The following is a 25,557-nucleotide window of genomic DNA, read 5'->3' on the forward strand; positions in this document are numbered from 1 at the left end:
GCCGGGTTTGCCGATGGGGGCGTAATGCCAAGGCACATGAACCGGCATTACCGGGCGATGGGGCCAGAGCCGTTTCCCTGCAGGAAACGGATCCGGCCCCGCGTCGGGTCAGACTTCCAGCGAAGCCAGGTCGCCCTTGCTCTCCAGCCAGCCCTTGCGGTCGGAGGCGCGCTTCTTGGCCAGCAGCATGTCCATCAGCGAACGGGTCTGCTCGCCGTCGTCCACGGTCAGCTGCACCAGGCGACGGGTGTCGGGGTGGATGGTGGATTCACGCAGCTGTGGCGGATTCATCTCGCCCAGGCCCTTGAAGCGGGTGACGTTGATCGCGCCCTTGATCTTCTCGCGTTCGATCTTGTCCAGCATCGAGCGCTTCTCTTCTTCGTCCAGGGCATAGAACACCTGCTTGCCCACATCGATGCGGAACAGCGGTGGCATCGCCACGAACACGTGGCCGGCATCGACCAGCGCCGGGAAGTGCTTGAGGAACAGCGCGGTGAGCAGGGTGGCGATGTGCAGGCCGTCCGAGTCCGCGTCGGCCAGGATGATGACCTTGCCGTAGCGCAGGCCAGCAATGTCGTCCTTGCCGGGGTCGCAGCCGATGGCCACGGCCAGGTTGTGCACTTCTTCCGACGCCAGCACGCTGTTGGAGGACACTTCCCAGGTGTTGAGGATCTTGCCGCGCAGCGGCAGGATCGCCTGGAAGTCCTTGTCACGCGCCTGCTTGGCGCTGCCGCCTGCCGAGTCACCCTCCACCAGGAACAGCTCGGTGCGCGACAGGTCCTGGCTGATGCAGTCGGCCAGCTTGCCGGGCAGGGCCGGGCCCTGGGTGACTTTCTTGCGGACGACCAGCTTTTCGGTCTTCAGGCGCGCGCTGGCGCGCTCGATGGCGATCTGTGCGATCTTCTCGCCCAGCTCCACGTTCTGGTTCAGCAGCAGGCTGAACGCATCGTGGGCGGCGCCTTCGATGAAGCCGGCGGCCTGGCGCGAGGACAGGCGTTCCTTGGTCTGGCCGCTGAACTGCGGGTCGGTCATCTTCAGCGACAGCACGAACGACACGCGGTCCCACACGTCTTCCGGGGCCAGCTTGACGCCACGCGGCAGCAGGTTGCGGAAGTCGCAGAACTCGCGCAGCGCCTCGGTCAGGCCGGTGCGCAGGCCGTTGACGTGGGTGCCGTGCTGGGCAGTGGGGATCAGGTTGACGTAGCTTTCCTGCACCAGCTCGCCTTCCGGCAGCCAGGCCACGGCCCAGTCCACGATCTCGGTGTCTTTCTTCAGGTTGCCGACGAACAGTTCGGCCGGCAGCATCTCGCGATCGCCCAGCTCCAGCTTCAGGTAATCGCGCAGGCCGTCTTCGTAGTACCAGGTGTCGACTTCACCGGTGGCCTCGTCGGTCAGCTTCACGGTCAGGCCGGGGCACAGCACGGCCTTGGCGCGCAACAGGTGCTTGAGCGCGCGCACCGCGAACTTGGGCGTGTCGAAATACTTCGGGTCCGGCCAGAAGCGCACGCGGGTGCCGGTGTTCTTCTTGCCGACGCTGCCGACCACTTCCAGCGGGGTGGCGCGGTCGCCGTTGCGGAAGGTGATGCGGTGTTCGGCGCCTTCGCGCTTGATGTGCACTTCCACCAGGGTCGACAGCGCATTGACCACGCTGACGCCGACGCCGTGCAGGCCGCCGGAGAAGGTGTAGTTGTTGTTGCTGAACTTGCCGCCGGCATGCAGGCGGGTGAGGATCAGCTCGACGCCCGGGATCTTCTCTTCCGGATGGATGTCCACCGGCATGCCGCGGCCGTCATCGCTGACCTCCACGCTGCCGTCCTTGTACAGGGTGATCTCGATCGAGCGGGCGTGGCCGGCAAGGGCCTCGTCCACCGAGTTGTCGATCACTTCCTGCGCCAGGTGGTTCGGGCGCGCGGTGTCGGTATACATGCCGGGACGGCGCTTGACCGGGTCAAGGCCGGACAGGACTTCAATATCGGCGGCGTTATAACGGGCGTTCATCTGTCTTCGAAAGCTTGGAGCGACGGGCAAGTGTGGGGTCTGGCACGGGATTTTGCACGCCTGCGGTTCAGTCTCGGCGACGCAGAGGGGGTAAAATGGCAGCTGCTGGAATCTGAACACCGGCGACCCCCGTTGGGTCGAAACATCCAAGCCATACCGCGAGGAGGACCTCATGAAGAAGTTGCTGACCATTGCGATCCTGGCCGCTGCCGCCGTTGCAGTGCCGCTGGTGGTGGCGCAGAACGCCGGCCAGCCGGCCCCGCAGCAGGGTGACCAGGCCGACAAGGCGCAGGCCGAGGCCGATGCCAAGGCCAAGCGTCGGGCCCAGGCCAATGCCGAAATGAAGGCGCAGGGCCAGCCGGCCCCGCAGCAGGAAGAGGAAGAGGAAGCGCGCAAGAAGCGCTGATCCCGCCCCATGCCAGGCGCCCTTGCGACAAGGGTTGCGCTCCGGAACGCCCCGCTTTGCGGGGCGTTTCTTTTTAGTGGCGTGCCATCTGCCTCTTGGGTTGGCGGCCATCAATCTGTAAACTATGGCTTTCCGGGAGTAAGTGCGTGTCCACCATTTGCGAATGGGCTGGAGCGGCCAAGCGTGGCTTCCAGCATGGCGGGTCGCAGGTGACGGTCGATTTGACCGGCACGGCCACCCCGACCTCGCACGGTGGTCCCCGTCCGGCGCCTGCCGCCGCACGGATCAGCACCTCCCTCGCTGTCCCAGCGAACCGGAAAACCCCCTCTGAGCACCATGCCCGCCCTCCGGGTGCGCGTGGTGCTGCCGTTTTCCATTTCCAGACAGGATGCTTGCAGCCATGACTCCCTTGATTTTCGTAACCGGCGGCGTGGTGTCCTCGCTCGGCAAAGGCATTGCCGCCGCGTCGCTGGCCGCCATTCTCGAAGCCCGTGGCCTGAAGGTCACGATGATGAAGCTCGACCCGTACATCAACGTCGACCCCGGCACCATGAGCCCGTTCCAGCACGGTGAGGTCTACGTCACCGACGACGGCGCCGAGACCGACCTCGACCTGGGCCACTACGAGCGCTTCGTGCGCACCCGCCTGAGCCGCAAGAACTCGGTCACCACCGGTCGTATCTACGAGAACGTGATCCGCAAGGAACGCCGCGGCGACTACCTGGGTGCGACCGTGCAGGTCATTCCGCACATCACCGACGAGATCCGCCGCTGCATCGACGAAGCCACCGAAGGCTACGACGTGGCGCTGGTGGAGATCGGCGGTACTGTCGGCGACATCGAGTCGCTGCCGTTCCTGGAGGCGATCCGCCAGGTGCGCACCGAGCGTGGCCCGGAGAAGGCACTGTTCATGCACCTCACCCTGGTGCCGTACATCGGCGCCGCCGGTGAGCTGAAGACCAAGCCGACCCAGCACTCGGTGAAGGAACTGCGCTCGATCGGCATCCAGCCGGACGTGCTGCTGTGCCGTTCGGAACAGGCCGTGCCGGATTCGGAGCGCCGCAAGATCGCCCAGTTCACCAACGTTTCCGAGCGCGCGGTGATCAGCGTGCCGGACGTGGACGTCCTGTACCGCATTCCGTCAGGCCTGCATGCGCAGGGCCTGGACGAGATCGTCGTCAACCAGCTGAAGCTGGCCGACAAGGTCGGTCCGGTCGATCTGTCGATGTGGGAAGACGCGGTCGATGCGACCCTGCATCCGCTGGACGAAGTGACCATCGCCGTGGTCGGCAAGTACGTCGATCACCAGGATGCCTACAAGTCGGTCGGCGAAGCGCTCAAGCACGGCGGCCTGCGCCAGCGCACCAAGGTCAACCTGAAGTGGCTGGAAGCACAGGACCTGGAAGGCACCGACATGGCCGCACTGGCCGATGTCGACGGCATCCTGGTGCCGGGCGGCTTCGGTGACCGTGGTTTCGAAGGCAAGGTGCTGACCTCGAAGTTCGCCCGCGAGCAGCACGTGCCGTACTTCGGCATCTGCTACGGCATGCAGGCGGCCGTCGTCGATTACGCCCGCAACGTGGTCGGCCTGGAAGGTGCCAACAGCACCGAGAACGACCGCCAGTCGCCGAACCCGGTGATCGGCCTGATCACCGAATGGCGTACGGCAACCGGCGACGTCGAAAAGCGTGATGACAAGAGCGACCTCGGTGGCACCATGCGCCTGGGCCTGCAGGAACAGCGCCTGAAGCCGGGCACGCTGGCCCGTGAGCTGTACGGCAAGGACGTGGTTGCCGAGCGCCACCGCCACCGCTACGAGTTCAACAACCGCTACCGCACCCAGCTGGAGGATGCGGGCCTGGTGATCGCCGGCAAGTCGATGGACGACACCCTGGTGGAAGTGGTGGAGCTGCCGCGCGATGCGCACCCGTGGTTCCTGGCCTGCCAGGCGCACCCGGAATTCCTGTCCACGCCGCGTGACGGCCACCCGCTGTTCATCGGTTTCATCCGTGCCGCACGCGAGCGCAAGGCCGGCGGCAAGCTGCTGCAGGAAGCCCGCGCCTGACTTGTGATGGGGGCCGCCGGCCCCCATCTTGCACGCTTCAACCCCCAGCGCACCGGCCCGGCCGGTGCCGCGGACAACAAGGAAACGCCATGAAACTGTGTGGATTCGAGGTCGGGCTGGACCAGCCCCTGTTCCTGATCGCCGGCCCCTGCGTGATCGAGTCGATGCAGCTGCAGCTCGATACCGCCGGCAAGTTGAAGGAAGTCACCGACAAGCTCGGCGTCAACTTCATCTTCAAGTCCAGCTTCGACAAGGCCAACCGCACTTCGGGCACCGCATTCCGCGGCCCGGGCATGGAAGAGGGCCTGAAGGTCCTGGCCGAGGTCAAGAAGCAGATCGGCGTGCCGGTGCTGACCGACGTCCACGAATACACCCCGATGGACGAAGTGGCCTCGGTGGTGGACGTGCTGCAGACCCCGGCGTTCCTGGTCCGCCAGACCGACTTCATCCGCAAGGTGTGCTCGGCCGGCAAGCCGGTCAACATCAAGAAGGGCCAGTTCCTGGCGCCGTGGGACATGAAGCCGGTCGTGGAAAAGGCCAAGGCCACCGGCAACGAGCAGATCATGGTCTGCGAGCGCGGTGCCAGCTTCGGCTACAACAACCTGGTCAGCGACATGCGTTCGCTGGCGGTGATGCGCGATACCGGTTGCCCGGTGGTGTTTGACGCCACCCATTCGGTGCAGCTGCCGGGTGGGCAGGGCACCAGTTCCGGTGGCCAGCGTGAGCACGTGCCGGTGCTGGCCCGTGCCGCCGTGGCGGTGGGCATCTCCGGCCTGTTCGCCGAGACCCATCCGGACCCGTCCAAGGCGCTGTCCGATGGCCCCAATGCATGGCCGCTGGACCAGATGGAAGCGCTGCTCGAGACCCTGATGGAACTCGATGCGGTGACCAAGAAGCACGGCTTTTCGCGCTTCGCGTGAGTCGTGACCCGTGGCTGGCGCTGGAAACCCAGCGTCACCGCCGGCACTGGAAACAGTGGCCCTGGGGCGTGATCGCACTGGGTCTGGCCGTGCTGTTCACCGTGGGCATGTTCGGGCTGGTACTGATCGGCGCTGCGTCGGTGCGGCCCCCCGGTGATGGCAGCAGTGCGCTCGATCTGCGGGCGTACTTCATTGCGCTGCTGGTGGCGGAGCTGCTCGGTGCGGTGGGATGCGTCGCTGCCGCTGTGCTGGCCTGGCGGCTGAATCGCGGCAAGGTCACGGCTGGCCTGGCGATCATCCTGCTCTCGCTGTGGCTGGGCGCCCTGTTCTACGGATTGCTCTGATGAATACGACCACATCGGCGCGTGGCTGGCCCTGGGGCCTGATCGCCCTGGGGCTGTCCGTGTTGACCTGGATCGCCCTGGTGGTGGGCGTGCTGGCCTTCACGTCCGGTTTCCGGCCGCCGGGGGATGGAAACAACGGCGTGCAGGCCACGCAGTGGTGGCTGCTGGGCGCGCTGGTCACGATGGTGCTGTCCTTCCTGGGCAGTCCGGTGGCGATGGTGCTGGCCTGGCGACGGCGGCGTGGCCCCATCCTGGCAGCGATTGCCGGTGCATTGCTGGTGATGCTGGTGTCGATGATCCTGATCGTGATCGGGTCCAGTTGGGGCTGAAGCCGCCCACGCCATTTGGCAAGTGGCGGGCAGCCGGGGATAATCACGCGGCATTCGTTTTGTCGCCCCCTCTCCATACAGGTAACCGGCCCGACCATGAGTACGATCCGCAGCATCCACGCCCGTGAAATCCTCGACAGCCGTGGCAACCCCACGCTGGAAGCCGAAGTCATCCTGGAGGACGGTTCGTTCGGTCGTGCCGCGGTTCCCTCCGGCGCCTCGACCGGCACCAAGGAAGCGGTCGAGCTGCGTGATGGCGACAAGACCCGTTACCTGGGCAAGGGTGTGCGCAAGGCTGTCGACAATGTCAACACCACCATCGCCAATGCGCTGAAGGGCTTCGAAGCCACCGACCAGGCCGGCCTCGACCGTCGCCTGATCGACCTCGACGGCACCGAGAACAAAGGCCGCCTCGGCGCCAACGCGCTGCTGGGTGTTTCGATGGCCGCCGCGCACGCCGCCGCTGCATCGAACAAGCAGGCGCTGTGGCAGTACCTTGCCGCCAAGACCGGCGTGACCCCGTCGCTGCCGGTGCCGATGATGAACATCATCAACGGCGGCGCGCACGCCGACAACAACGTCGACTTCCAGGAGTTCATGGTGCTGCCGGTCGGCTTCACCTCGTTCTCCGAAGCGCTGCGCGCGGGCACCGAAATCTTCCATTCGCTGAAGTCGGTGCTGAAGGGCCACGGCCTGAGCACGGCGGTCGGCGACGAAGGCGGCTTCGCACCGGACTTCCGCAGCAACGTCGAAGCACTCGACACCATCCTCGAAGCGATCGGCAAGGCTGGCTACACCGCCGGTGAAGACGTGCTGCTGGGCCTGGACGTCGCCTCCAGCGAATTCTTCGAAAACGGCAAGTACAACCTGGTCGGCGAGAACAAGCGCCTGACCTCCGAGCAGTTCGTCGACTTCCTCGCCGACTGGGCCGCGCAGTACCCGATCATCACGATTGAAGATGGCCTGGCCGAGAACGACTGGGCCGGCTGGAAGCTGCTGACCGACCGCATCGGCAAGAAGGTGCAGCTGGTTGGCGACGACCTGTTCGTGACCAACCCGAAGATCTTCCAGGAAGGCATCGACTCGGGCACCGCCAACGCGATCCTGATCAAGGTCAACCAGATCGGCACGCTCAGCGAAACCCTGGAAGCGATCGCGATGGCCGACCGCGCCGGCTATGCCGCCGTCGTCTCGCACCGTTCGGGCGAAACGGAAGACACCACCATTGCCGATATCTCGGTGGCCACCACCGCCACCCAGATCAAGACCGGCTCGCTGTGCCGCAGCGATCGCGTGGCCAAGTACAACCAGCTGCTGCGCATCGAGGAAGCCCTCGGCGCCGGCGCGCGTTACGCCGGTCGTGACGCGTTCGTTTCGCTGAAGCGCTGAGCCGATGCGCGACTGGCGCTGGATGCTGCTGGTGCTGGCCCTGCTGCTGGGCTGGCTGCAGTACCGCTTCTGGTTCGGTCCGGGCAACTCGGGTGAAGTGATGATGCTCGAAGCCCAGGTCGCCAACCAGGAGCGGGACAATGAGGGTCTGCAGCAGCGCAACGACGCGCTCGCTGCCGAAGTGAAGGACCTCAAGGAAGGCCAGTCCGCCATCGAGGAACGCGCGCGCAGCGAGCTGGGCATGATCAAGCCTGGCGAGAAGTTCTACCGTGTGGTCGAGGATGCGCCGGTCCACCCGGCGCAGCCTGCTGCCGGCGTCACTGCCCAGGCGGGCGAACACCCGGCAGACGTGCCATGAGCGCGGCGATCTGGGTCGTCGTTCCTGCGGCCGGCCGTGGCACCCGCTTCGGTGCACCGCTGCCCAAGCAGTACCTGCAGGCGGGCGGGCAGATCCTGCTCGCCCACACGCTGGACGCGCTGCTGGCGCACCCCGCCGTGGCCGGAGCGATGGTGGTGATCGGCCAGGACGATGCCGACTGGCCGGGCTGGAATGAGTGGTCGGGCAAGCCGGTGCTGACCTGCATCGGCGGCGCGACCCGTGCCGCCTCGGTGCTGGCCGGGTTGCAGGCGCTGCCGGACACCGTGCGTGCCGATGAATTCGTGCTGGTTCACGATGCTGCACGGCCGAACCTGTCGCTGGCCGATCTCGGTCGTCTGCTTGAAGTCGGTCGTGCCGACCCGGTCGGGGCGATCCTGGCTGCGCCGGTGCGCGACACCCTCAAGCGCGCTGGCGACGACGGCGGCATCGATGGCACCGAGCCACGCGAGCGCCTGTGGCGCGCACTGACGCCGCAGCTGTTCCGCCGCCACCAGCTCAGCCGCGCGCTGTCTGACGCTGCGGCCGCCGGTGTTGACGTCACCGACGAGGCCATGGCCATGGAGCGCCAGGGCCAGCGCCCGCTGCTGGTGGAAGGCAGCGAGGACAACTTCAAGGTCACCACCCCGGCCGATCTGGACCGGTTCGAATTCGTACTTTCCCGCCGCGCCGGCTGACCGTCCGCGCGGCCCTGTTGCAAGGGTTGCATCCATGAGCACCGCACCGTTCCCGCCCGTCCGCATCGGCCAGGGCTACGACGTCCATGCCTTCGGTGAAGGCGATCACATCATGCTCGGCGGCGTGAACGTGCCGCACAGCTGCGGCGTGCTCGCGCACAGCGATGGCGACGTGATCCTGCACGCCCTGTGCGATGCGATGCTCGGTGCGCTGGCGCTGGGCGATATCGGCCAGCATTTCCCGCCGAGTGACGACCGCTGGAAGGGCGCCGACAGCAGTGATTTCGTGCGCCATTGCGACAGCCTGCTGCGCGAGCGTGGCTGGCGCGTCGGCAACACCGACATCACCGTGATCTGCGAGCGTCCGAAGGTCGGCCCGCATGCGCTGGCGATGCGTGAGCGCATCGGTGGGTTGCTGCAGTTGCCGCTGGATGCAGTCAGCGTCAAGGCCACCACGTCTGAGAAGCTGGGCTTCACCGGCCGTGGCGAAGGCATCGCCGCACAGGCGGTGGTGCTGCTGGTGGCGGCATGATCCCGCTGCCGTTGGCGTTTGGTGCACCGTTGCTGACGGCGCGCATCCGCACCACGCCGGACGATTTCCAGGTTGACGAACTGCCGGCCTTCGAGGCGACCGGTGAAGGCGAACACCTGCTGCTGCACATCCGCAAGCGTGGTGCCAACACCGTGCATGTGGCCAAGGTGCTGGCCAAGTGGGCAGGCCTGCCGGAAATGGCGGTGAGCTACGCCGGCATGAAGGATCGCCATGCGGTCACCACCCAGCGTTTCAGCGTGCACCTGCCCAAGCGCGTCGCGCCGGACCTGGCCGAGCTGGCCAGCGACGAGATCGAAGTGCTCGAAGCCACCTGGCACAACCGCAAGCTGCAGCGTGGCGCACTGGCCGGCAACCGCTTCAAGCTGGTGCTGCGCGAGGTGCAGGGTGATGCTGCAGCGATCAGCGAGCGCCTGCAGCAGATTGCCGAGCGCGGCCTGCCGAACTGGTTCGGCGAGCAGCGCTTTGGCCGCGACGGCGGCAATGTGCCGGCGGCACTGGCGATGTTCGGTGGCCGCCGCATGCGCAAGGACCAGCGTTCGCTGCTGCTCTCTGCAGCCCGTTCGGCGCTGTTCAACCGCGTGCTGGCCGCGCGCGTGGAGCAGGGCAACTGGGATCAGCCGCTCGATGGCGAAGTGTGGATGCTCGATGGCAGCCGCAGCGTGTTCGGACCCGAGCCGTACACCGAGGTGCTGGCCGAGCGACTGGCGCGTTTCGACATCCATCCCAGCGCACCGCTGTGGGGCGAAGGCGAGCTGCGCAGCGCCGACGCGGCACGTGAGCTGGAGCTGGCCGCGCTGGACGACGACGAGTCGAAGGCGCTGCGGGCCGGCCTGGAAGACGCGCGCCTGAAGCAGGAGCGCCGCGCGCTGCGCCTGCGCCCTGCGCTGCTGCAGCACCAGTGGCTGGCCGACGACGTGCTGGAGCTGTCATTCGCGCTGCCGCCAGGCTGCTACGCCACCGCCGTGCTGCACGAACTCGGCCCGGTCGAAGACGCCTCGCAGGCCTGACAGAAAAAGGGGACGGAGGGAATTAAGTCGTTTGTGCCACAAACGACTTAATTCCCTCCGTCCCCTTTTTCATCTACGGGCCAGCAGCACCAGCATCGCGCCGGTGCCGCCTTGTCCGGTCGGCGCCGAATGGAACGCCAGTACGTCGTTGCGCAGCCGCAGCAGGCGATCGACCAGATTCTTCAGCACCGGTGCACCGCCATCGGACTGCAGGCCCTTGCCGTGGATGATGCGCACGCAGCCATAGTCGTGTGCATGCGCTTCCAGCAGGAACTGGCGCAGCAGCGCCTCCGCCTGCGACGCAGTGGCGCCGTGCAGGTCCAGCTCGTCCTGCACCGAGTACTGGCCACGCTTGAGGCGCTGGAACAAGCGTGGTGGCAGGTTGTCGCGGCGATAGCTGGCCACGTCGCCGGCTTCCAGCGGCGTGCTGTCGCGCAGCAGCCGGGCGAATTCGCCGGCGGCTTCGGCCTCGTCACGTTCGGCCATGCGCGCGCGCGGCTTCGGCCGGGGCGCGGCAGGCGCCGGCTCGGCATCCTTGCGCAGCGGCGTCACTTCGCCGATGGCCGCACGGAACAATGCGGCCGGATCTTCGTCTTCAGGGTGCGACATGCGCACAGGGTAAACCGCCGGCGCATCTCTGCCTATGACGGTTCGATGTCGGTCATGACCGCCGACAGGGTAGGACCGGCGGCTCGCATGCGGCACAATAGACGATGCCCTTGCAGGGTCGACGGCTTCCGCAGGGGAGTACGGCGGTCCCGCCCACACTGCACGGTGACGGAATCGAATTCTTGGAAAATCAAGCGGTTAAATCGAAGATGCGAATCCTGGTCAGTAACGACGATGGCGTCGACGCCGCAGGCATCCGGATGCTTGCTTCGGTGCTGCGCGAGGCCGGACACGAAGTCACGGTGGTCGCGCCCGACCGTGATCGCTCCGGCGCCAGCAATTCGCTGACCCTGGACCTGCCGATCCGCCTCAAGCGCATCGACCATTACACCGTCTCGGTGGCCGGCACTCCGACCGACTGCGTGCACCTGGCGCTGACCGGGCTGCTCGAGTTCGAACCGGACATTGTCGTGTCCGGCATCAACAATGCCGCCAACCTCGGCGATGACGTGATCTACTCCGGCACCGTCTCGGCGGCGATGGAAGGTCGCTTCCTCGGGCTGCCGGCGGTGGCGGTCTCGCTGGTTACCCGCAACCACGATCCGAAACACTTCGAGACCGCCGCGCGCGCTGCCGTGGAGATCGTTGCCCGGCTCAAGGCCGATCCGTTGCCGGCTGACACCATCCTCAACGTCAACGTGCCTGATCTGCCGTGGAGCGAGGTCGAGGGCTTCGAGGTCACCCGCCTCGGCAACCGCCACCGCGCCGAAGGCTGCATCGCGCAGAAAGACCCGCGCGGCAACGAGGTGTACTGGATCGGCCCGGCCGGCCGTGAGCAGGACTCCGGCCCCGGTACCGACTTCCATGCGGTGCGCACCGGGCATATCTCGATCACCCCGATCCAGGTCGACCTGACCCGCTACCAGGCACTGGAGAAAGTGGCCAGCTGGGTCGGCGGCCTCAGTGCCGCGCTGGACCGGCCGGCATGAGTCCACGCCTGCGCCTGCAACCGGAAGCCGTCGGTATCGGCATGACCTCGCAGCGTGTGCGTGACCGCCTGGTCGACCGCCTGCGCGAAGCCGGCATCGTTGACGAGCCGACCTTGAATGCGATCCGGGTGGTGCCGCGCCATCTGTTCATCGACGAGGCACTGGCCTCGCGCGCGTATGAAGACACTGCGCTGCCGATCGGCCACGGCCAGACCATCTCGCAGCCCTGGGTGGTCGCGCGGATGACCGAGGCGGTCCTCCAGGTTGCACCGAAACGGGTGCTGGAAGTCGGCACCGGTTCCGGTTACCAAGCCGCAATCCTCGGTGCGCTGGGCCTGGAGGTCTACACCGTGGAGCGCATCGGTGATCTGCTGCGGCAGGCCCGCAAGCGCTTCCGTGCGCTGGGCATGAACATCCGCACCAAGCATGACGACGGTCGCGTCGGCTGGGCCGAGCACGGTCCGTTCGATGCCATCGTGGTTACTGCGGCGGCGCCGGCACTGGTCGACGCCCTGATCGAGCAACTGGCCGAGGGCGGCCGCCTGGTGGCGCCGGTCGGTGGCCCCGGGGCGCAGTCGCTGGTACAGCTGGACCGCAAGGCCGACGGCAGCATCGAACAACACGTGCTGGCGCCGGTCACGTTCGTGCCGCTGCTGTCTGGCATGCTCGACTAATCCACGGAGCAGGGTTGCATGAAGATTTTCGGGCCGCTGTACGAGCGGGCGATGAAGTGGGCGGCGCACGAACGCGCGCCGACCTACCTGACGGTGTTGAGCTTCTTCGAGGCGATCATCTTCCCGGTGATGCCGGAGGTGATGCTGGCGCCGATGTGCGTGGCCCAGCCCAAGCGCGGTTGGTGGTTCGCCACCCTGAGCCTGGCCGGCTCGATGGTCGGCGCACTGGTTGGCTACGCGCTGGGTCATTACGCCTTCGAGGCGATCAAGCCGCTGTTCGAGGCGCTGGGCATGCTGCCGGCCATCGAGCAGGGCATCACCACCGTGCAGGCGAAGATGGCCGAGTCGCCGTGGGCAGTGTTCACCTTCCTGGTGCTGGGCGGATTCATGCCCATCCCGATGAAGGTCTTCACGTGGGCATCGGGTATCGTCGGTGTACCGATGCCGCAGTACCTGTTGAGCATGCTGATCGGTCGTGGCAAGCGCGTGTTCGTGCTGGCTGCGGTCATCCGTATCGGTGGTGCGCGTGCTGAAGCGGCACTGCGTCGCTGGATTGAACCGCTGGGCTGGATCGCCACCGCGCTGGTGGTGGTGCTGATCGCCTGGCTTGTATGGAGGTCGAAGTTCGCATGAGTCCTGATCGTCTGAGCAAGGGAGTGCGCATCGGCGCGCTGGCGTTGCTGGTTTCCACCCTGGCCGCCTGCGGCACCGCCACCGTGGTTCGTCCTGGTGGTGGCAGCACCGGTGGCGGTGTGACCACGCCGAAGACCTCGGTACCCAAGCCGGGGCAGACCGTGGTGGTGCGCAAGGGCGACACCATCTATGCGCTGGCCCGCATCCATGACATCACCCCGGCCGACCTGATTGCCTGGAACAGCCTGGACAACCCCTCGACGATCTATCCGGGGCAGGTGATCCGGCTGTATCCGGCCGGTGCCAGCGGCGGCCGCGCGCCCACCACGGTGGTCACCCCGCCGCGTTCCGGTGGCAACAGTGGCGGCAGCACCACGCCGGTCCCGGCGCCGGTCGGTCCGGTGAAAAGCAACATCGCCTGGCGCTGGCCGGCTGATGGCGCCATCGTTGGCCGTTACGTGGCTGGTGATGCGACCAAGCAGGGCGTCGACATCGCCGGCACCAGCGGCCAGGCGGTCAAGGCCACCGCCAATGGCGTGGTGGTGTATTCCGGCGCCGGCCTGGTCGGCTACGGCGAGCTGATCATCATCAAGCACAGCGACCAGTGGCTGTCGGCCTATGGCCACAACCGCAAGCGCCTGGTGAATGAAGGCCAGAGCGTGAAGGCCGGTGAGCAGATCGCCGAAATGGGCCGTACCGGTGCGAACCGCGACATGGTCCACTTCGAGATTCGCTACAACGGCAAGCCGGTCGACCCGCAGCAGTACCTGCCGGCACGCTGATCGTCAGATGCGATAGCGCCGGGCCATGCCCGGCGTTCCTGGCCTGTAGAGTCGAGCCATGCTCGACCCGGGTACCGCAGAGTGGTCATTTGCGATCTTGTGTGTCGCAGGATCACCTTCACGGCGGACGGGATACCCGGCATTCTTGAGCGGTCCCAGTCAATCCGGTACCCCATGCTCCGTCCTGCTTCCACTCTCGCGTTGCTCATCGTCGCGCCGCTGGCCTCCGCAGCCAGCGATCCGCGCGACGTGGTCACCCGTCTTTACGCGGCCGTCCAGGCGCCGGCTTCGGACGAAGCGACCATTCCGACGTTGCTGGGCGATGCGCTGCGCTCAGCCATCGATGCGCAGCGCGCTTACGAGCGGGCCTGTGCGGTGCTGGCCGCGCATGACGAGAAGCCGCACATGCTGGACCAGAGCCCGTATCTCATGGCGCCGGATCGGCCGGAAACGGTAAAGGTGGGGCTGCCCGCGACGAGCGGCGATGGCAGTTGGGTACCCGTCGAAATGGCGATAGGCGACTATCGCTGGACCGACCGTGTCCTGCTGCAAAGGCAGGGTCAGGACTGGAAGGTCATGGACATCCGCTGGGGCCAGAGCGGCAACCTGATCGGGCGGCTGAAGCAGTTCTCGGCCTTCCGCTGCACCGCTTCTGGCGGCTAGCGCCGGGGCGCGCCCGACGCCTCGACCTCAGCCTTCCAGAATGAAAGCGGCCGCGACCTTGCGGCCTTCGCCCGCCAGGATGTTGAAGGTGCGCGCGGCGGCCGGATTGTTCATCACTTCCAGGCCGATGCCGCGTGACAGGCAGGCAGCCATCACCACTGCCGGCGGGAATACCTGGCGGTCACCCGTGCCGAGCACGATCAGCGCCGGGTTCAGCGCCAGGATCGGCTCCAGGTCAGCCAGCTGCAGCGCGGTGGCGCTCACTACCGGCCATTGCGTGACCAGCTGGTCCGGGGTCAGGAAGAAACTGCTGCCCAGCACCTGGTCATTCACCTTGGCCGAGCGGCCATCGGCGGCGCGCAGGCTGTAGGCGTAATCGGGCGGTTCGTGGTTCAGCTGCATGGCAGTAAGGCGATCAGCCGCGCGGCAGCACGATCTGGCGCTGTTCCTTGCTCGGGCGGTACAGCACGGCGACGTGGCCGATGCGCTGTACCAACGCGCTCTCGGTGGCTTCGACGATCTCGCCGATCATCACGTCACGGGCGTCGCGGTCTTCGGCAGCGACCTTCACCTTGACCAGCTCGTGGCGCTCCAGCACTTCGTTCAGCTCAGCGATGAAGGCCGGGGTCACGCCCTTGCCGCCGGTCTGCAGCAGGGCCTTCAGGTCGTGGGCTTGGCCGCGCAGGAAACGGGTCTGGGAAGCGGTCAGGGCGATGGACATGCAGGAAAACACGGTTGAATGGGGCGATCAGGGTATCATGAGGACCCCATCAGCCCCTATTTTCAATGGCTACCCGCAGCAAAAGCAGCCAGCGCTGGCTCAAGGAACACTTCTCCGACCCCTTCGTGAAGAAGGCCCAGGCCGAAGGCATGCGCTCGCGCGCGGCCTACAAGCTCGAAGAGCTGCTGGAACGTGACCGGTTGCTGAAGCCGCACATGGTGGTGGTCGACCTTGGCGCGGCCCCGGGCGGCTGGTCTCAGCAGGTTAGGAGACAGATCGGCGATACCGGCCGCGTGCTGGCACTGGATATCCTGGACATGCCGCCGCTGGCCGGCGTGGAGTTCCTTCATGGTGACTTCAGGGAAGAAGCCGTTCTATCGCAGTTTGAAGCCATGCTCGGGGATCAGCCGGTAGACCTTGTGCTGTCGGACATGGCCCCCAATAAGAGTGGTGTAGGCGCGGTCGACCAGCCGCGGATGATGCACCTGGCGGAGCTGGCTCTGGATTTTGCCGACAACCACCTGAAGACCGGTGGCGCATTCCTGATCAAGCTGTTCCAGGGCGAGGGCTTTGACGACTACGTGCGCGACATGCGCCGCCGGTACGACAAGGTCTCCATCCGCAAGCCGGAAGCCTCGCGCAAGCGCTCTCCCGAGGTGTATGCCTTGGGTCAGGGAAAACGCGCCCACATGAAGTAAGCTCGCAACGTACGCAAGTTCGACCCCAACGCAACGCCAGCACTGAGAGGAACACCGGAGCCAATGAGGATGAACGACTTGACCAAGAACCTCCTGCTATGGGTGGTCGTCGCCGTCGTGCTGATGGTGGTCTTCCAGAGCTTCTCGCCGAAGTCCTCCGGGGCCGGCGCGCAGGGCGCGTCGTACTCGCAGTTCCTGGACCAGGTGGACAGCGGCAACGTGCAGAAGGTCGCCTTTGGCGGCGACATGCGCGGCGGCACCAGCCAGCTGACCTACACCACCCGCGGTGGGCAGTCGTCCACCATCACCGCACCGTTCGATCGTGACCTGATCAACGTGCTGCGTACCAAGAACGTGGAGATCGTGCAGGAGGAGCCGTCCAGCGGCATTTCCCTCGGCGCGATCCTGATGAATTTCCTGCCGGTCATCCTGATCATCGGCTTCTGGTTGTTCATCATGCGCCAGATGCAGGGCGGTGGCGGCGGTGCCAAGGGCGCGATGTCCTTCGGCAAGTCGCGCGCCAAGCTGCAGGGCGAAGACCAGATCAAGGTCACCTTCGCCGACGTCGCTGGCTGCGACGAGGCCAAGGAAGAAGTGGGCGAGCTGGTCGACTTCCTGCGCGACCCGTCCAAGTTCACCAAGCTGGGCGGCAAGATTCCGCGCGGCGTGCTGATGGTCGGCCCGCCGGGTACCGGCAAGACGCTGCTGGCCAAGGCCATCGCCGGCGAAGCCAAGGTGCCGTTCTTCTCGATCTCCGGTTCGGACTTCGTGGAAATGTTCGTCGGCGTCGGCGCCAGCCGCGTGCGCGACATGTTCGAGCAGGCCAAGAAGCACGCCCCCTGCATCATCTTCATCGACGAAATCGACGCCGTCGGTCGTCACCGTGGCGCCGGCCTGGGCGGCGGTCATGACGAGCGCGAGCAGACCCTGAACCAGCTGCTGGTCGAAATGGACGGTTTTGAAGGTGGCGAAGGCGTGATCGTGATCGCCGCGACCAACCGTCCGGACGTGCTGGATCCGGCGCTGCTGCGCCCGGGCCGTTTCGATCGCCAGGTCGTGGTCGGCCTGCCGGACGTGAAGGGTCGCGAGCACATCCTGAAGGTGCACATGCGTAAGCTGCCGCTGGCCGACGACGTCGAGCCGATGGTGATCGCGCGTGGTACCCCGGGCTTCTCCGGCGCCGACCTGGCCAACCTCTGCAACGAGGCTGCCCTGTTCGCCGCGCGTGGCAACGAGAAGGAGGTCCGCATGGACCACTTCGACCGTGCCCGCGACAAGATCCTGATGGGTGCCGAGCGCCGCTCGATGGCCATGAGCGAGGAGGAGAAGACCCTCACCGCCTACCACGAAGCCGGCCACGCCATCGTCGGCCGCCTGGTGCCCGAGCATGACCCGGTCTACAAGGTCACCATCATTCCGCGCGGCCGTGCGCTGGGTGTGACCATGTACCTGCCGGAAGGCGACAAGTACTCGATGAACCGCGTGGCGATCAAGTCGCAGCTGTGCTCGCTGTACGGTGGCCGCGTGGCCGAGGAGCTGATCTTCGGTGCCGACAAGGTCACCACCGGCGCCTCCAACGACATCGAGCGCGCCACCAAGATGGCCCGCAACATGGTCACCAAGTGGGGCCTGTCCGACCAGCTCGGCCCGATCGCCTATGGCGAAGAGGACGACGAGGTGTTCCTGGGCCGTTCGGTCACCCAGCACAAGAGCGTGTCCAACGACACCGCGCGCCGCATCGACGAGGAAGTGCGCAACATCCTCGACGAGGCTTACGCACGCACCACCGAGCTGATGACGGCCAACCTGGACAAGCTGCACGCGATGTCCCAGCTGTTGCTGCAGTACGAGACCATCGACGCGCCGCAGATCGACGCCATCATGGAAGGCCGTGATCCGCCGCCGCCGGCCGGTTGGAACAAGTCGAACAAGGATGGTGGCAACGACAAGGGCGGCGACGCCCGTCCGCTGCCGCCGATCGCAGGCCCGGCCGAATCGCACTGACGGCCCGCTGCACGTGACACCAGACGAGGCCGGGGCAACCCGGCTTCGTCGTTTCCGGGCCACTGGCCCATCCCGAAGAACTGATCTGACGCTGGAGCCCGCATGTCCGCCCCGAAGCCCGAACCGATTTCCCACACCGCCGAAATGGTCATCGCCACCGTGGTCGGCGTGGGTGTGGGCCTGGGGGCCGACAATCTGCTGCTGGGCTGCGTGGTGGGTATCGGTGTCGGCATCGTGCTGAGCATCGTCAGGACCCTGTACGTGGACCGAAAGCGCCGCCGCCGTTAAGGGTGTTGGCAGGGCTGCGCCCTGCACCCGCGGTAGTGCCGGTCGCTGGCCGGCAACCTCAGCAGCAACAGCAACAGCGGGCTTTCCGTAGGATGGCGGGGCGGTGTCGGAGTGCGGGGACGCTGCAAGTACGTCCCTGTAAGCTTGGCAGCCGCTTGCTCGCGTGCGCATTCCTGCGCACACGGCAAGACCGGGGTTGGGCGTCCTGCCCAACCCGCCCGAGGCATGCCTCGGGCCCATGCGGCTGACACCCCGCACTCCGACACCGCCCCACCTCTGACAGATCTCCGCGGCTGTTGGTAGGTGTCGACCTTGGTCGACACATCTGTCAGATATCGAATGAGTCATCCACGCATGGCGTGGATCTACTGCAGATCGCAGAAAACTGTCGAAGGCGGGGTGGGTCCGGTTGCGGGGGCGTGAGCGCCATGGATGGCGCGACCGAGCCTCCATGGACGGATTCACGGCGTCCCCCGCAACCGGACCCACCCCGCCATCCCTCAGTAAACCCGCTGTTGCTCCGGCTCTTGCTGTAGCTCTGGCCTCTGCGGGTGCAGGGCGCCGCCCTGCCGAACTAAACTACCCGCCGTTGTCCCTGCAGGATTGCCCATGTTCGATACCTCGCCCCAGCTCGATTGCGCCGGCCGCATCCTGCGCCTCGACCGTGCCCGGGTCATGGGCATCGTCAATGTCACCCCGGACTCGTTCTCCGATGGCGGCGCGCACGACACCACCGAGGCCGCGGTCGCACATGGCCTGAAACTGGTCGAGGACGGCGCGGACCTGCTCGATATCGGTGGCGAATCCACCCGCCCCGGCGCCGCGCCGGTATCGGTCGAGGACGAGCTGCGCCGGGTGCTTCCGGTGATCGAGCAGCTGGCCGCCCGTACGCAGGTTCCGATTAGTATCGATACCTTCAAGCCGGAGGTGATGCGTGCGGCCGTGGCCGCCGGCGCGGGCATGATCAATGACATCTTCGGCCTGCGCCAGGACGGGGCGCTGGACGCCGCCGCTGCAACCGGCGTGCCGGTGGTGCTGATGCACATGCAGGGCGAGCCGGGCCACATGCAGGCTGACCCACACTACGATGACGTGGTCGCCGAGGTGCACGGTTTCCTGGTGCAGCGCCTGTTCGCTGCAGAAATGGCCGGCATCGCGAAGAAGAACCTGCTGGTCGACCTCGGTTTCGGCTTCGGCAAGACCACGGCCCACAACATGACCCTGCTGGCGCGCTCGGAACGCTTCCTGGAACTGGGCGTGCCGATGCTGGCTGGCTTGTCGCGCAAGCGCAGCCTGGGCGAACTGACCGGCCGCGACACGCCGTCCGAACGCGTGGCCGCGTCGGTGGCCGCGCACCTGATTGCGGTGCAGCGTGGTGCGCGCATCGTGCGCGTGCATGACGTGGCGGCCACCGTCGATGCGCTGAAGATCTGGCAAGCGGTCGAGGCGGTGCCGACGCCGCGCGCCGACGCCACGCCGACGATCCGCTGGCCGGACGAAGACTGATGGGCATCGACCGGCGGCCGCTGGCGATCGCCGTGATGGGGCCGACCGCCAGTGGCAAGACCGCCACCGCGATCGCTCTGGCACAGCAGCTGGATGGCGAAATCGTCAGCGTCGATTCGGCGCTGGTGTACCGCCACCTGGATATCGGTTCGGCCAAGCCCGATGCGGCAGAGCGTGCGCAGGCGCCGCACCATCTGCTGGACCTGCGCGATCCCTGGCAGACCTACTCGGCAGCCGAATTCGCCGCCGATGCCGGCCGGGTCGTGGCCGACATCGTGGCACGCGGCAAGATGCCGATCCTGGCCGGTGGCACTGGCCTGTACTTCCGCGCCCTGTTGCAGGGCCTGTCGCCGATGCCCGAGGCCGATCCGGCGACGCGCGAAGCGCTCAGCGCCGAGGCGGCCGAGCGTGGCTGGGCGGCGCTGCACGCAGAGTTGGCCAAGGTCGATCCAGCAGCAGCGGCACGCATCCATGCCACCGACCCGCAGCGCATCCAGCGGGCGCTGGAGGTCTATCGCCTGACCGGCACCCCCATCACTGAATGGCAGCGCCGGCCGGGCGTGGCGCCGTTGCCGGTGCGCACCCTCAAGCTGATCCTGGCGCCGCGTGACCGCGCGGTGCTGCACCAGCGCATCGAGGCGCGCTTCGACGCCATGCTGGCGCAGGGCTTCCTCGACGAGGTGCGGGCGTTGCGCGCGATGCCGGAAATGGCTGCCGTGGAGGCGCCGCTGGACCTGCCGGCAGTGCGCGCGGTCGGCTATCGGCAGGCCTGGGAATACCTGGAGGGGGAGGGCGATGCCGCCCGCTTCCGTGACAAGGCGATCTTCGCCACCCGCCAGCTGGCCAAGCGCCAGCTGACCTGGCTGCGCGGCGAGCTTGATGCGCGCTGGTTCGACCCCCATATCGACCACGAGCGCCTGGCCGGCGCGGTGTCGACCTTCGTCGCACGCTGAACCCCCGCCAGCCGTGTAACATCATCGGTCGGCGGGCGGCTCGGGGGCCGTGGCAACCGTCGGCAACCCAATAAGAACAATAATCAGGAGTGTGCAATGTCCAAGGGGCAATCGCTGCAGGATCCTTTCTTGAATGCACTGCGGCGCGAACGCGTGCCGGTTTCGGTGTACCTGGTGAACGGCATCAAGCTGCAGGGCACGATCGAGTCGTTCGACCAGTTCGTGGTCCTGCTGCGCAACACGGTCAGTCAGATGGTCTACAAGCACGCCATTTCCACGGTCGTTCCGGCACGCAACGTGAAGGTCGGTCCGGGCGGTGGTTATGTGCAGTCGGGTGAAGGTGGTCAGGCAGGTGATGAAGCAGACGAATAATACCGGAGCGGTGAATGTTTGACCGCTCGAAGAAGGGCGAACACGCCCTGTTGATCCAGCCCCATTTCGGCAAGCTGGAAGACGATGTGCTTGAAGAGTTCGGTGATCTGGCCCGCTCGGCTGGGGCCAGCATCGCCGCGACGATCACCGCACGCCTGGATCGTCCGAATCCGTCGACCCTGATCGGCAGCGGCAAGCTGGACGAGATCAAGGCCGCGGCCGATGCCAGCGGTGCCGACCTGATCCTGGTCAACCATGCGTTGAGCCCGGGCCAGGAGCGCAACCTGGAACGCTTCCTCGAGCGCCGGGTGATCGACCGTACCGGCCTGATCCTGGACATCTTCGCCCAGCGTGCGCACAGCCACGAAGGCAAGCTGCAGGTCGAGCTGGCGCAGCTGCGTCACCTGGCCACGCGGCTGGTGCGCGGCTGGACCCACCTGGAGCGCCAGCGCGGTGGTTCGATCGGCCTGCGTGGCCCGGGTGAAACCCAGCTGGAAACCGACCGCCGCCTGTTGCAGAAGCGTGTCGAGCAGCTGCAGAAGCGGCTGGAAAAGGTCGAGGTGCAGCGCACCCAGATGCGCCGTGCGCGCGTGCGCAGCGAGCTGCCGCGCGTGGCCCTGGTCGGCTACACCAACGCCGGCAAGTCGACCCTGTTCAACGCCATGACCGGCGCCGAGGCGTACGCCGCCGACCAGCTGTTCGCGACGCTGGACCCGACCGTGCGCCGCATCGCGGTGCCGGGCGGCAACGTGGTGCTGGCCGACACCGTCGGCTTCGTCCGTGATCTGCCGCATGACCTGGTCGCTGCGTTCCGCTCGACCCTGTCCGAGGCGCGCGAGGCCGATTTCCTGCTGCACGTGGTCGACGCCGCCGATCCGCACCGCGAGGAGCGCATCGCCCAGGTGGACGAGGTACTGACCGCGGTCGGTGCCGGTGACCTGCCGCAGTTGCTGGTGTTCAACAAGATTGACCGGATCGAGGGCGCCGACGTTCGCCACGATGGCCAGGACGGTATCCCGGATGAGTCGCGTCGCGAGCGGGTGTGGATTTCCGCGCGTGACGGGCAGGGCCTGGAGCTGCTGCAGGCAGTGCTGGGCAAGCGCCTGGGCCTGCAGCATGTCACCGGCGAACTGCGCCTGCCGCCGGATGCCGGCCGCCTGCGTGCGCGCCTGCACCAGCTGGAAGTGATCCGCAGCGAGCAGGCCGACGAAGACGGCTGGCTGCTGCAGGTCGACCTGCCGATCGCAGAAGCCGAAAAGCTGGCTGCCAGTGCCGACGGCGCGCCGATCCGGGCGCTGCTGCCGGAGAAACTGCCGGAGTGGTGAGGTAGCGGCCCATGCCCGGTGGTGCCGGCCGCTGGCCGGCAGCGCAACCGTGCCGGAGGGGCGCGACATCCAGCTGTCATCTGCGGTACAACGTGCAGGTTCTTCACCCCACCGTCATGCCGATGTCCATTCCCACCGACGCTGAACTCAATGCCCAGTCCGCCGCGCTCGGGCAGCGCCTGCAGCAGGCTTCGCTGCAGCTGGTGACCGCTGAAAGCTGCAGTGGTGGCTGGATCGCCAAGTGCATGACTGATATCGCCGGTTCCTCGGCGTTCTTCGACTGCGGCATGGTGGTCTACAGCTACGAGGCCAAGCAGCGCCTGCTGGGCGTGCGTGCGCAGACCCTGGAGCAGTTCGGCGCGGTCAGCCGCGAAACCGTGCTGGAAATGGTGTCCGGCGCGCTGGTCAATTCCGGCGCCGGTATCGCCGTGGCGGTGACCGGCATTGCCGGACCCGGCGGTGGCAGCCCGGACAAGCCCGTCGGCAGTGTCTGGATCGGCTGGAAGCGCCGCGGTGGCTACGCCCGTGCCGAGCTGTTCCAGTTCGATGGCGACCGCGAAGCCATCCGCCGGCAAACCGTGGCGGCGGCATTGCGCGGTATCGACGCCCAGCTGTGACATGCTGATCCGGTAATCGTCCGGAGCACGCATGATGTGGGAAACGCTGGGCACGGTCCGTGACCTGGGCCGACTGCAGGAAATCGCCGTCGTCCTGATCCGCTATGGCTTCGGCGATGTGGTGCGGCGCATCGGCCTGGCCAGCACGCTGGAGCGGGCAGGGCGCCTGCTGCACTGGAACGAGGAGCGGCAGGAACTGTTGCGGATGACCGCGCCGGTGCGCGTGCGCAGCGCGATGCAGGATCTCGGCCCGACCTTCGTCAAGCTCGGCCAGGTGCTGGCGACGCGCGTCGACCTGCTGCCGCCGGAATGGATCGCCGAGCTCTCTGAACTGCAGAACGCAGTACCGGCGCTGCCGTACGCGGATATCCGTGAGCAGCTCGAGGCCGATCTTGGCGCATCGCCTTCAGAAGTGTTCGCCTTCCTTGATGAAACCCCGATGGCCGCCGCCTCGCTGGCGCAGGCCCATCGCGCGCGCCTGCATGACGGTCGCGAGGTGGTGCTGAAGGTGCGTCGCCCCGGCATCCGCGATGTGGTCGAAGCGGACCTGCGGCTGCTGGCCCGCCTGGCCGAAATCGTTGAAGCCCGGCTTCCGGACCTGCGTCGTTACCGCCCGGCCGAGGTGGTGCAGCAGTTCACGGTGTCGCTGCGCCGCGAGCTGGATTTCGCCGCCGAGTGCCGCAATGCCGAGCGCATCGCGCGCAACTTCAAGGGCCGCGACGACATCCTGATTCCCGACGTGCACTGGCAGTGGACCTGCGAAAGCCTGAACGTGCAGGACTTCGTCGACGGCATTCCAGGGCGTGATCTGGCCGGCGTCGATGCGGCGGGGCTGGACCGGCGCGAACTGGCGCGACGCGGTGCGGACATCGTGCTGAAGATGGTGCTGGAGGACGGCAGCTTCCACGCCGATCCGCATCCCGGCAACATCATCTACCTGCGCGACGGCCGTATCGGCGTGATCGATTTCGGCATGGTCGGTGCGCTGTCCGAAGTGCGTCGTTTCCAGGTTGCGCAGCTGCTGCACGGGCTGGTCGAGCAGGACCCGCAGGGTGTGGCCGACGTGCTGCTGGACTGGGCCGGCGGCGTGGAAGTGGACGAGAACCGGCTGCAGCACGACATCAGCCAGTTCGTCGACCAGTACCGTGGCGTGCCGCTGAAGGACCTGCGCATCGGTCTGATGCTGGGCGACATCACCCAGCTGCTGCGCAGCTACAGCCTGACCCTGCCGGCCGACCTGGCGCTGATGATCAAGGCGTTCCTGACACTGGAAGGGATGGGGCGGCAGCTGGACCCGGATTTCGACATGGCCAGCGCCGCGCGCCCGTTCCTGGAACGGGTGGTACTGCAGCGCTATGCGCCCAAGGCCCTGCTCAAGCGCGGCCGCCGCAGCTTGCTGGGCCTGGTCGACTTCGCCGGTGAACTGCCCCGCGACCTGCGCAAGCTGGTCCAGGCCGCCCGCCGTGGGCGCCTGCAGCTGAAGGTGGAAACCACGGCGCTGCAGGGCTTCGGCGAGCAGGTGAACCGTGCGGCGAACCGGCTGGTGATGGGCATCGTCACTGCTGCCCTGATCATCGGCTCATCCATCGTGATGCACAGTGTAGGTGGCGTCTCCAGCCGCTGGCTGCTGGCGCTGGGCGTATGCGGCTTCATCGGCGCCGGCTTCTGCGGCGTCTGGATCCTGTTTTCGATCTGGAGAAGCGGCAAACACACATAGTGTGCTTGCCGCAGCGGTTCCCAACGGGAACCGCGGAATCGCTGCGCGATCCCTGTAGAGCCGACCGCTGGTCGGCTGCTTTTGCTCCGCCTTTGTCTCTGCCAGCCAGGCCAAGCCCAGCGACGATCGCCGAGCACGGCTCGGCACCACAGATGCCGCCGTGTCGCCCCCGGCACTTGCAGTCCTGCTCATTAGTAGTAATACTACTAACCATGGACCTGACCGACACCCAGCAGGCGATCCTGCAGTTGATCGCCGAGCGTATCGAGAGCGAAGGCGCGCCGCCGTCGCAGACTGAAATCGCACGTGCGTTCGGCTTCAAGGGCGTGCGCGCGGCCCAGTACCACCTGGAGGCCCTGGAGCAGGCCGGTGCGATCCGTCGCATCCCGGGCCAGGCCCGCGGCATCCGCCTGGTACAGGCGCCACCGGTCGAGAAGCTGGCCGAGCCGGGCCTGCCCGACAGCGTCCTGCGCCTGCCGGTATTGGGCCGTGTCGCAGCCGGCCTGCCGATCGGTGCCGATATCGGCTCGGACGACTTCGTGGTGCTGGACCGGGTGTTCTTCTCGCCGGCACCGGATTACCTGTTGAAGGTGCAGGGCGATTCGATGATCGACGAGGGCATCTTCGACGGTGACCTGATCGGCGTGCACCGCACCCGCGATGCTCATTCCGGACAGATCGTCGTGGCCCGCATCGATGACGAGATCACCGTCAAGCTGCTGAAGATCGCCAAGGATCGTATCCGCCTGCTGCCGCGCAATCCCGACTACAAGCCGATCGAGGTGCTGCCTGACCAGGACTTCTCGATTGAGGGCCTCTATTGCGGCCTGTTGCGACCCAACCGTTGACCCGTTCCATAGCGCATTACCCCGCGGTCTTTTGTGGCGATTCTCTGGTTCCACTGAGGTTGGTACGGATGTCCGATAATTCTTTTCAGAGCGC

General features: G+C 66.6%; 29 protein-coding genes. 25 read left to right on the forward strand and 4 right to left on the reverse strand.

Annotation, left to right across the window (positions count from 1 at the left end; translation table 11 throughout):
- Window positions 1-108: 108 nt before the first annotated feature.
- Window positions 109-1,998, reverse strand: coding sequence for a DNA topoisomerase IV subunit B (parE, locus tag ACZK2R_RS07730; RefSeq protein WP_019338185.1), 1,890 nt, complete (start codon window positions 1,996-1,998; stop codon window positions 109-111).
- A gap of 172 nt (window positions 1,999-2,170) precedes the next feature.
- On the opposite strand from parE, the gene ACZK2R_RS07735 reads away from it, so the two are divergent.
- The 10 genes from ACZK2R_RS07735 to truD all read left to right on the forward strand — a co-directional run bounded on the left by ACZK2R_RS07735 (window position 2,171) and on the right by truD (window position 10,064).
- Window positions 2,171-2,404, forward strand: a complete 234-nt coding sequence (locus tag ACZK2R_RS07735) for a hypothetical protein (RefSeq protein ID WP_005416022.1) — start codon at window positions 2,171-2,173, stop codon at window positions 2,402-2,404.
- A gap of 400 nt (window positions 2,405-2,804) precedes the next feature.
- A complete protein-coding gene (locus ACZK2R_RS07740; RefSeq protein ID WP_032130113.1) occupies window positions 2,805-4,469 on the forward strand; it encodes a CTP synthase in 1,665 nt (554 codons plus the stop codon).
- An 89-nt stretch (window positions 4,470-4,558) separates the two neighbouring features.
- Window positions 4,559-5,389 carry a 3-deoxy-8-phosphooctulonate synthase gene (kdsA, locus tag ACZK2R_RS07745; RefSeq protein WP_014036736.1) on the forward strand — a complete coding sequence of 277 codons (831 nt, stop codon included), beginning with the start codon at window positions 4,559-4,561 and terminating at the stop codon, window positions 5,387-5,389.
- Complete coding sequence (locus ACZK2R_RS07750) at window positions 5,386-5,733, forward strand: hypothetical protein (protein WP_032130114.1); 348 nt, start codon at window positions 5,386-5,388, stop codon at window positions 5,731-5,733. Before kdsA ends, ACZK2R_RS07750 begins: the two co-directional genes overlap by 4 nt.
- Complete coding sequence (locus ACZK2R_RS07755) at window positions 5,733-6,062, forward strand: hypothetical protein (protein WP_049400376.1); 330 nt, start codon at window positions 5,733-5,735, stop codon at window positions 6,060-6,062. Before ACZK2R_RS07750 ends, ACZK2R_RS07755 begins: the two co-directional genes overlap by 1 nt.
- A gap of 96 nt (window positions 6,063-6,158) precedes the next feature.
- Window positions 6,159-7,451 carry a phosphopyruvate hydratase gene (gene eno / locus ACZK2R_RS07760; RefSeq protein WP_032130116.1) on the forward strand — a complete coding sequence of 431 codons (1,293 nt, stop codon included), beginning with the start codon at window positions 6,159-6,161 and terminating at the stop codon, window positions 7,449-7,451.
- Window positions 7,452-7,455: 4 nt separating this feature from the next.
- Entirely contained in the window at window positions 7,456-7,809 is a 354-nt protein-coding gene (gene ftsB, locus ACZK2R_RS07765; protein WP_032130117.1) for a cell division protein FtsB, read from the forward strand.
- Window positions 7,806-8,504 (forward strand): 2-C-methyl-D-erythritol 4-phosphate cytidylyltransferase, encoded by a 699-nt coding sequence (gene ispD / locus ACZK2R_RS07770; protein WP_049400377.1) that lies wholly within the window; start codon window positions 7,806-7,808, stop codon window positions 8,502-8,504. Before ftsB ends, ispD begins: the two co-directional genes overlap by 4 nt.
- Window positions 8,505-8,538: 34 nt before the next feature.
- Window positions 8,539-9,036: a 2-C-methyl-D-erythritol 2,4-cyclodiphosphate synthase gene (gene ispF, locus ACZK2R_RS07775; RefSeq protein ID WP_005409005.1), complete on the forward strand. Its 498-nt coding sequence runs from the start codon at window positions 8,539-8,541 to the stop codon at window positions 9,034-9,036.
- On the forward strand, window positions 9,033-10,064 hold the full coding sequence (gene truD, locus ACZK2R_RS07780; protein WP_180837495.1) for a tRNA pseudouridine(13) synthase TruD: 1,032 nt from the start codon (window positions 9,033-9,035) through the stop codon (window positions 10,062-10,064). The genes ispF and truD overlap by 4 nt, the downstream gene beginning before the upstream one ends.
- A gap of 69 nt (window positions 10,065-10,133) precedes the next feature.
- Here truD and ACZK2R_RS07785 read toward each other — a convergent pair whose 3' ends face one another.
- Window positions 10,134-10,673: a Smr/MutS family protein gene (locus tag ACZK2R_RS07785; RefSeq protein ID WP_180837496.1), complete on the reverse strand. Its 540-nt coding sequence runs from the start codon at window positions 10,671-10,673 to the stop codon at window positions 10,134-10,136.
- Between the two features lie 209 nt (window positions 10,674-10,882).
- Here ACZK2R_RS07785 and surE point away from each other — a divergent pair, with 209 nt between their 5' ends.
- The 5 genes from surE (at window position 10,883) to ACZK2R_RS07810 (ending at window position 14,414) form a co-directional block, all read left to right on the forward strand.
- Window positions 10,883-11,662 carry a 5'/3'-nucleotidase SurE gene (gene surE, locus ACZK2R_RS07790; RefSeq protein WP_180837497.1) on the forward strand — a complete coding sequence of 260 codons (780 nt, stop codon included), beginning with the start codon at window positions 10,883-10,885 and terminating at the stop codon, window positions 11,660-11,662.
- Window positions 11,659-12,336: a protein-L-isoaspartate(D-aspartate) O-methyltransferase gene (locus tag ACZK2R_RS07795; protein WP_010485977.1), complete on the forward strand. Its 678-nt coding sequence runs from the start codon at window positions 11,659-11,661 to the stop codon at window positions 12,334-12,336. Before surE ends, ACZK2R_RS07795 begins: the two co-directional genes overlap by 4 nt.
- A gap of 18 nt (window positions 12,337-12,354) precedes the next feature.
- Window positions 12,355-12,969, forward strand: a complete 615-nt coding sequence (locus ACZK2R_RS07800) for a YqaA family protein (RefSeq protein ID WP_014036746.1) — start codon at window positions 12,355-12,357, stop codon at window positions 12,967-12,969.
- Window positions 12,966-13,751, forward strand: a complete 786-nt coding sequence (locus tag ACZK2R_RS07805; RefSeq protein WP_258015755.1) for a peptidoglycan DD-metalloendopeptidase family protein — start codon at window positions 12,966-12,968, stop codon at window positions 13,749-13,751. Before ACZK2R_RS07800 ends, ACZK2R_RS07805 begins: the two co-directional genes overlap by 4 nt.
- Window positions 13,752-13,925: 174 nt before the next feature.
- On the forward strand, window positions 13,926-14,414 hold the full coding sequence (locus tag ACZK2R_RS07810) for a hypothetical protein (protein ID WP_180837499.1): 489 nt from the start codon (window positions 13,926-13,928) through the stop codon (window positions 14,412-14,414).
- 27 nt (window positions 14,415-14,441) lie between these two features.
- Here ACZK2R_RS07810 and ACZK2R_RS07815 read toward each other — a convergent pair whose 3' ends face one another.
- Entirely contained in the window at window positions 14,442-14,816 is a 375-nt protein-coding gene (locus ACZK2R_RS07815) for an Mth938-like domain-containing protein (protein WP_012510659.1), read from the reverse strand.
- A gap of 13 nt (window positions 14,817-14,829) precedes the next feature.
- Complete coding sequence (gene yhbY, locus ACZK2R_RS07820; RefSeq protein ID WP_004152868.1) at window positions 14,830-15,135, reverse strand: ribosome assembly RNA-binding protein YhbY; 306 nt, start codon at window positions 15,133-15,135, stop codon at window positions 14,830-14,832.
- Between the two features lie 65 nt (window positions 15,136-15,200).
- Between yhbY and rlmE the strand changes: the two genes are divergently transcribed.
- The 10 genes from rlmE to lexA all read left to right on the forward strand — a co-directional run bounded on the left by rlmE (window position 15,201) and on the right by lexA (window position 25,463).
- Window positions 15,201-15,833 carry a 23S rRNA (uridine(2552)-2'-O)-methyltransferase RlmE gene (gene rlmE / locus ACZK2R_RS07825; protein ID WP_005409014.1) on the forward strand — a complete coding sequence of 211 codons (633 nt, stop codon included), beginning with the start codon at window positions 15,201-15,203 and terminating at the stop codon, window positions 15,831-15,833.
- A 69-nt stretch (window positions 15,834-15,902) separates the two neighbouring features.
- Window positions 15,903-17,837, forward strand: coding sequence for an ATP-dependent zinc metalloprotease FtsH (ftsH, locus tag ACZK2R_RS07830; protein WP_010485966.1), 1,935 nt, complete (start codon window positions 15,903-15,905; stop codon window positions 17,835-17,837).
- A 102-nt stretch (window positions 17,838-17,939) separates the two neighbouring features.
- Complete coding sequence (locus tag ACZK2R_RS07835; protein WP_121503759.1) at window positions 17,940-18,125, forward strand: hypothetical protein; 186 nt, start codon at window positions 17,940-17,942, stop codon at window positions 18,123-18,125.
- Window positions 18,126-18,734: 609 nt separating this feature from the next.
- Window positions 18,735-19,631 (forward strand): dihydropteroate synthase, encoded by an 897-nt coding sequence (gene folP, locus ACZK2R_RS07840; RefSeq protein WP_180838533.1) that lies wholly within the window; start codon window positions 18,735-18,737, stop codon window positions 19,629-19,631.
- Entirely contained in the window at window positions 19,631-20,584 is a 954-nt protein-coding gene (gene miaA / locus ACZK2R_RS07845; RefSeq protein ID WP_180838532.1) for a tRNA (adenosine(37)-N6)-dimethylallyltransferase MiaA, read from the forward strand. The genes folP and miaA overlap by 1 nt, the downstream gene beginning before the upstream one ends.
- A 96-nt stretch (window positions 20,585-20,680) precedes the next feature.
- Window positions 20,681-20,956, forward strand: a complete 276-nt coding sequence (gene hfq, locus ACZK2R_RS07850; RefSeq protein WP_004152891.1) for an RNA chaperone Hfq — start codon at window positions 20,681-20,683, stop codon at window positions 20,954-20,956.
- 14 nt (window positions 20,957-20,970) lie between these two features.
- Window positions 20,971-22,281, forward strand: coding sequence for a ribosome rescue GTPase HflX (gene hflX, locus ACZK2R_RS07855; RefSeq protein ID WP_032128411.1), 1,311 nt, complete (start codon window positions 20,971-20,973; stop codon window positions 22,279-22,281).
- A 122-nt stretch (window positions 22,282-22,403) separates the two neighbouring features.
- The gene (locus ACZK2R_RS07860; protein WP_010484249.1) at window positions 22,404-22,898 is read left to right on the forward strand and encodes a CinA family protein; all 495 of its coding nucleotides are present in this window, start codon (window positions 22,404-22,406) and stop codon (window positions 22,896-22,898) included.
- A gap of 34 nt (window positions 22,899-22,932) precedes the next feature.
- The gene (gene ubiB / locus ACZK2R_RS07865; protein WP_110714292.1) at window positions 22,933-24,615 is read left to right on the forward strand and encodes a 2-polyprenylphenol 6-hydroxylase; all 1,683 of its coding nucleotides are present in this window, start codon (window positions 22,933-22,935) and stop codon (window positions 24,613-24,615) included.
- 212 nt (window positions 24,616-24,827) lie between these two features.
- Window positions 24,828-25,463, forward strand: coding sequence for a transcriptional repressor LexA (gene lexA / locus ACZK2R_RS07870; RefSeq protein WP_032128412.1), 636 nt, complete (start codon window positions 24,828-24,830; stop codon window positions 25,461-25,463).
- Window positions 25,464-25,557: the final 94 nt, after the last annotated feature.

This window comes from Stenotrophomonas sp. 96582_Sma (assembly GCF_056480905.1).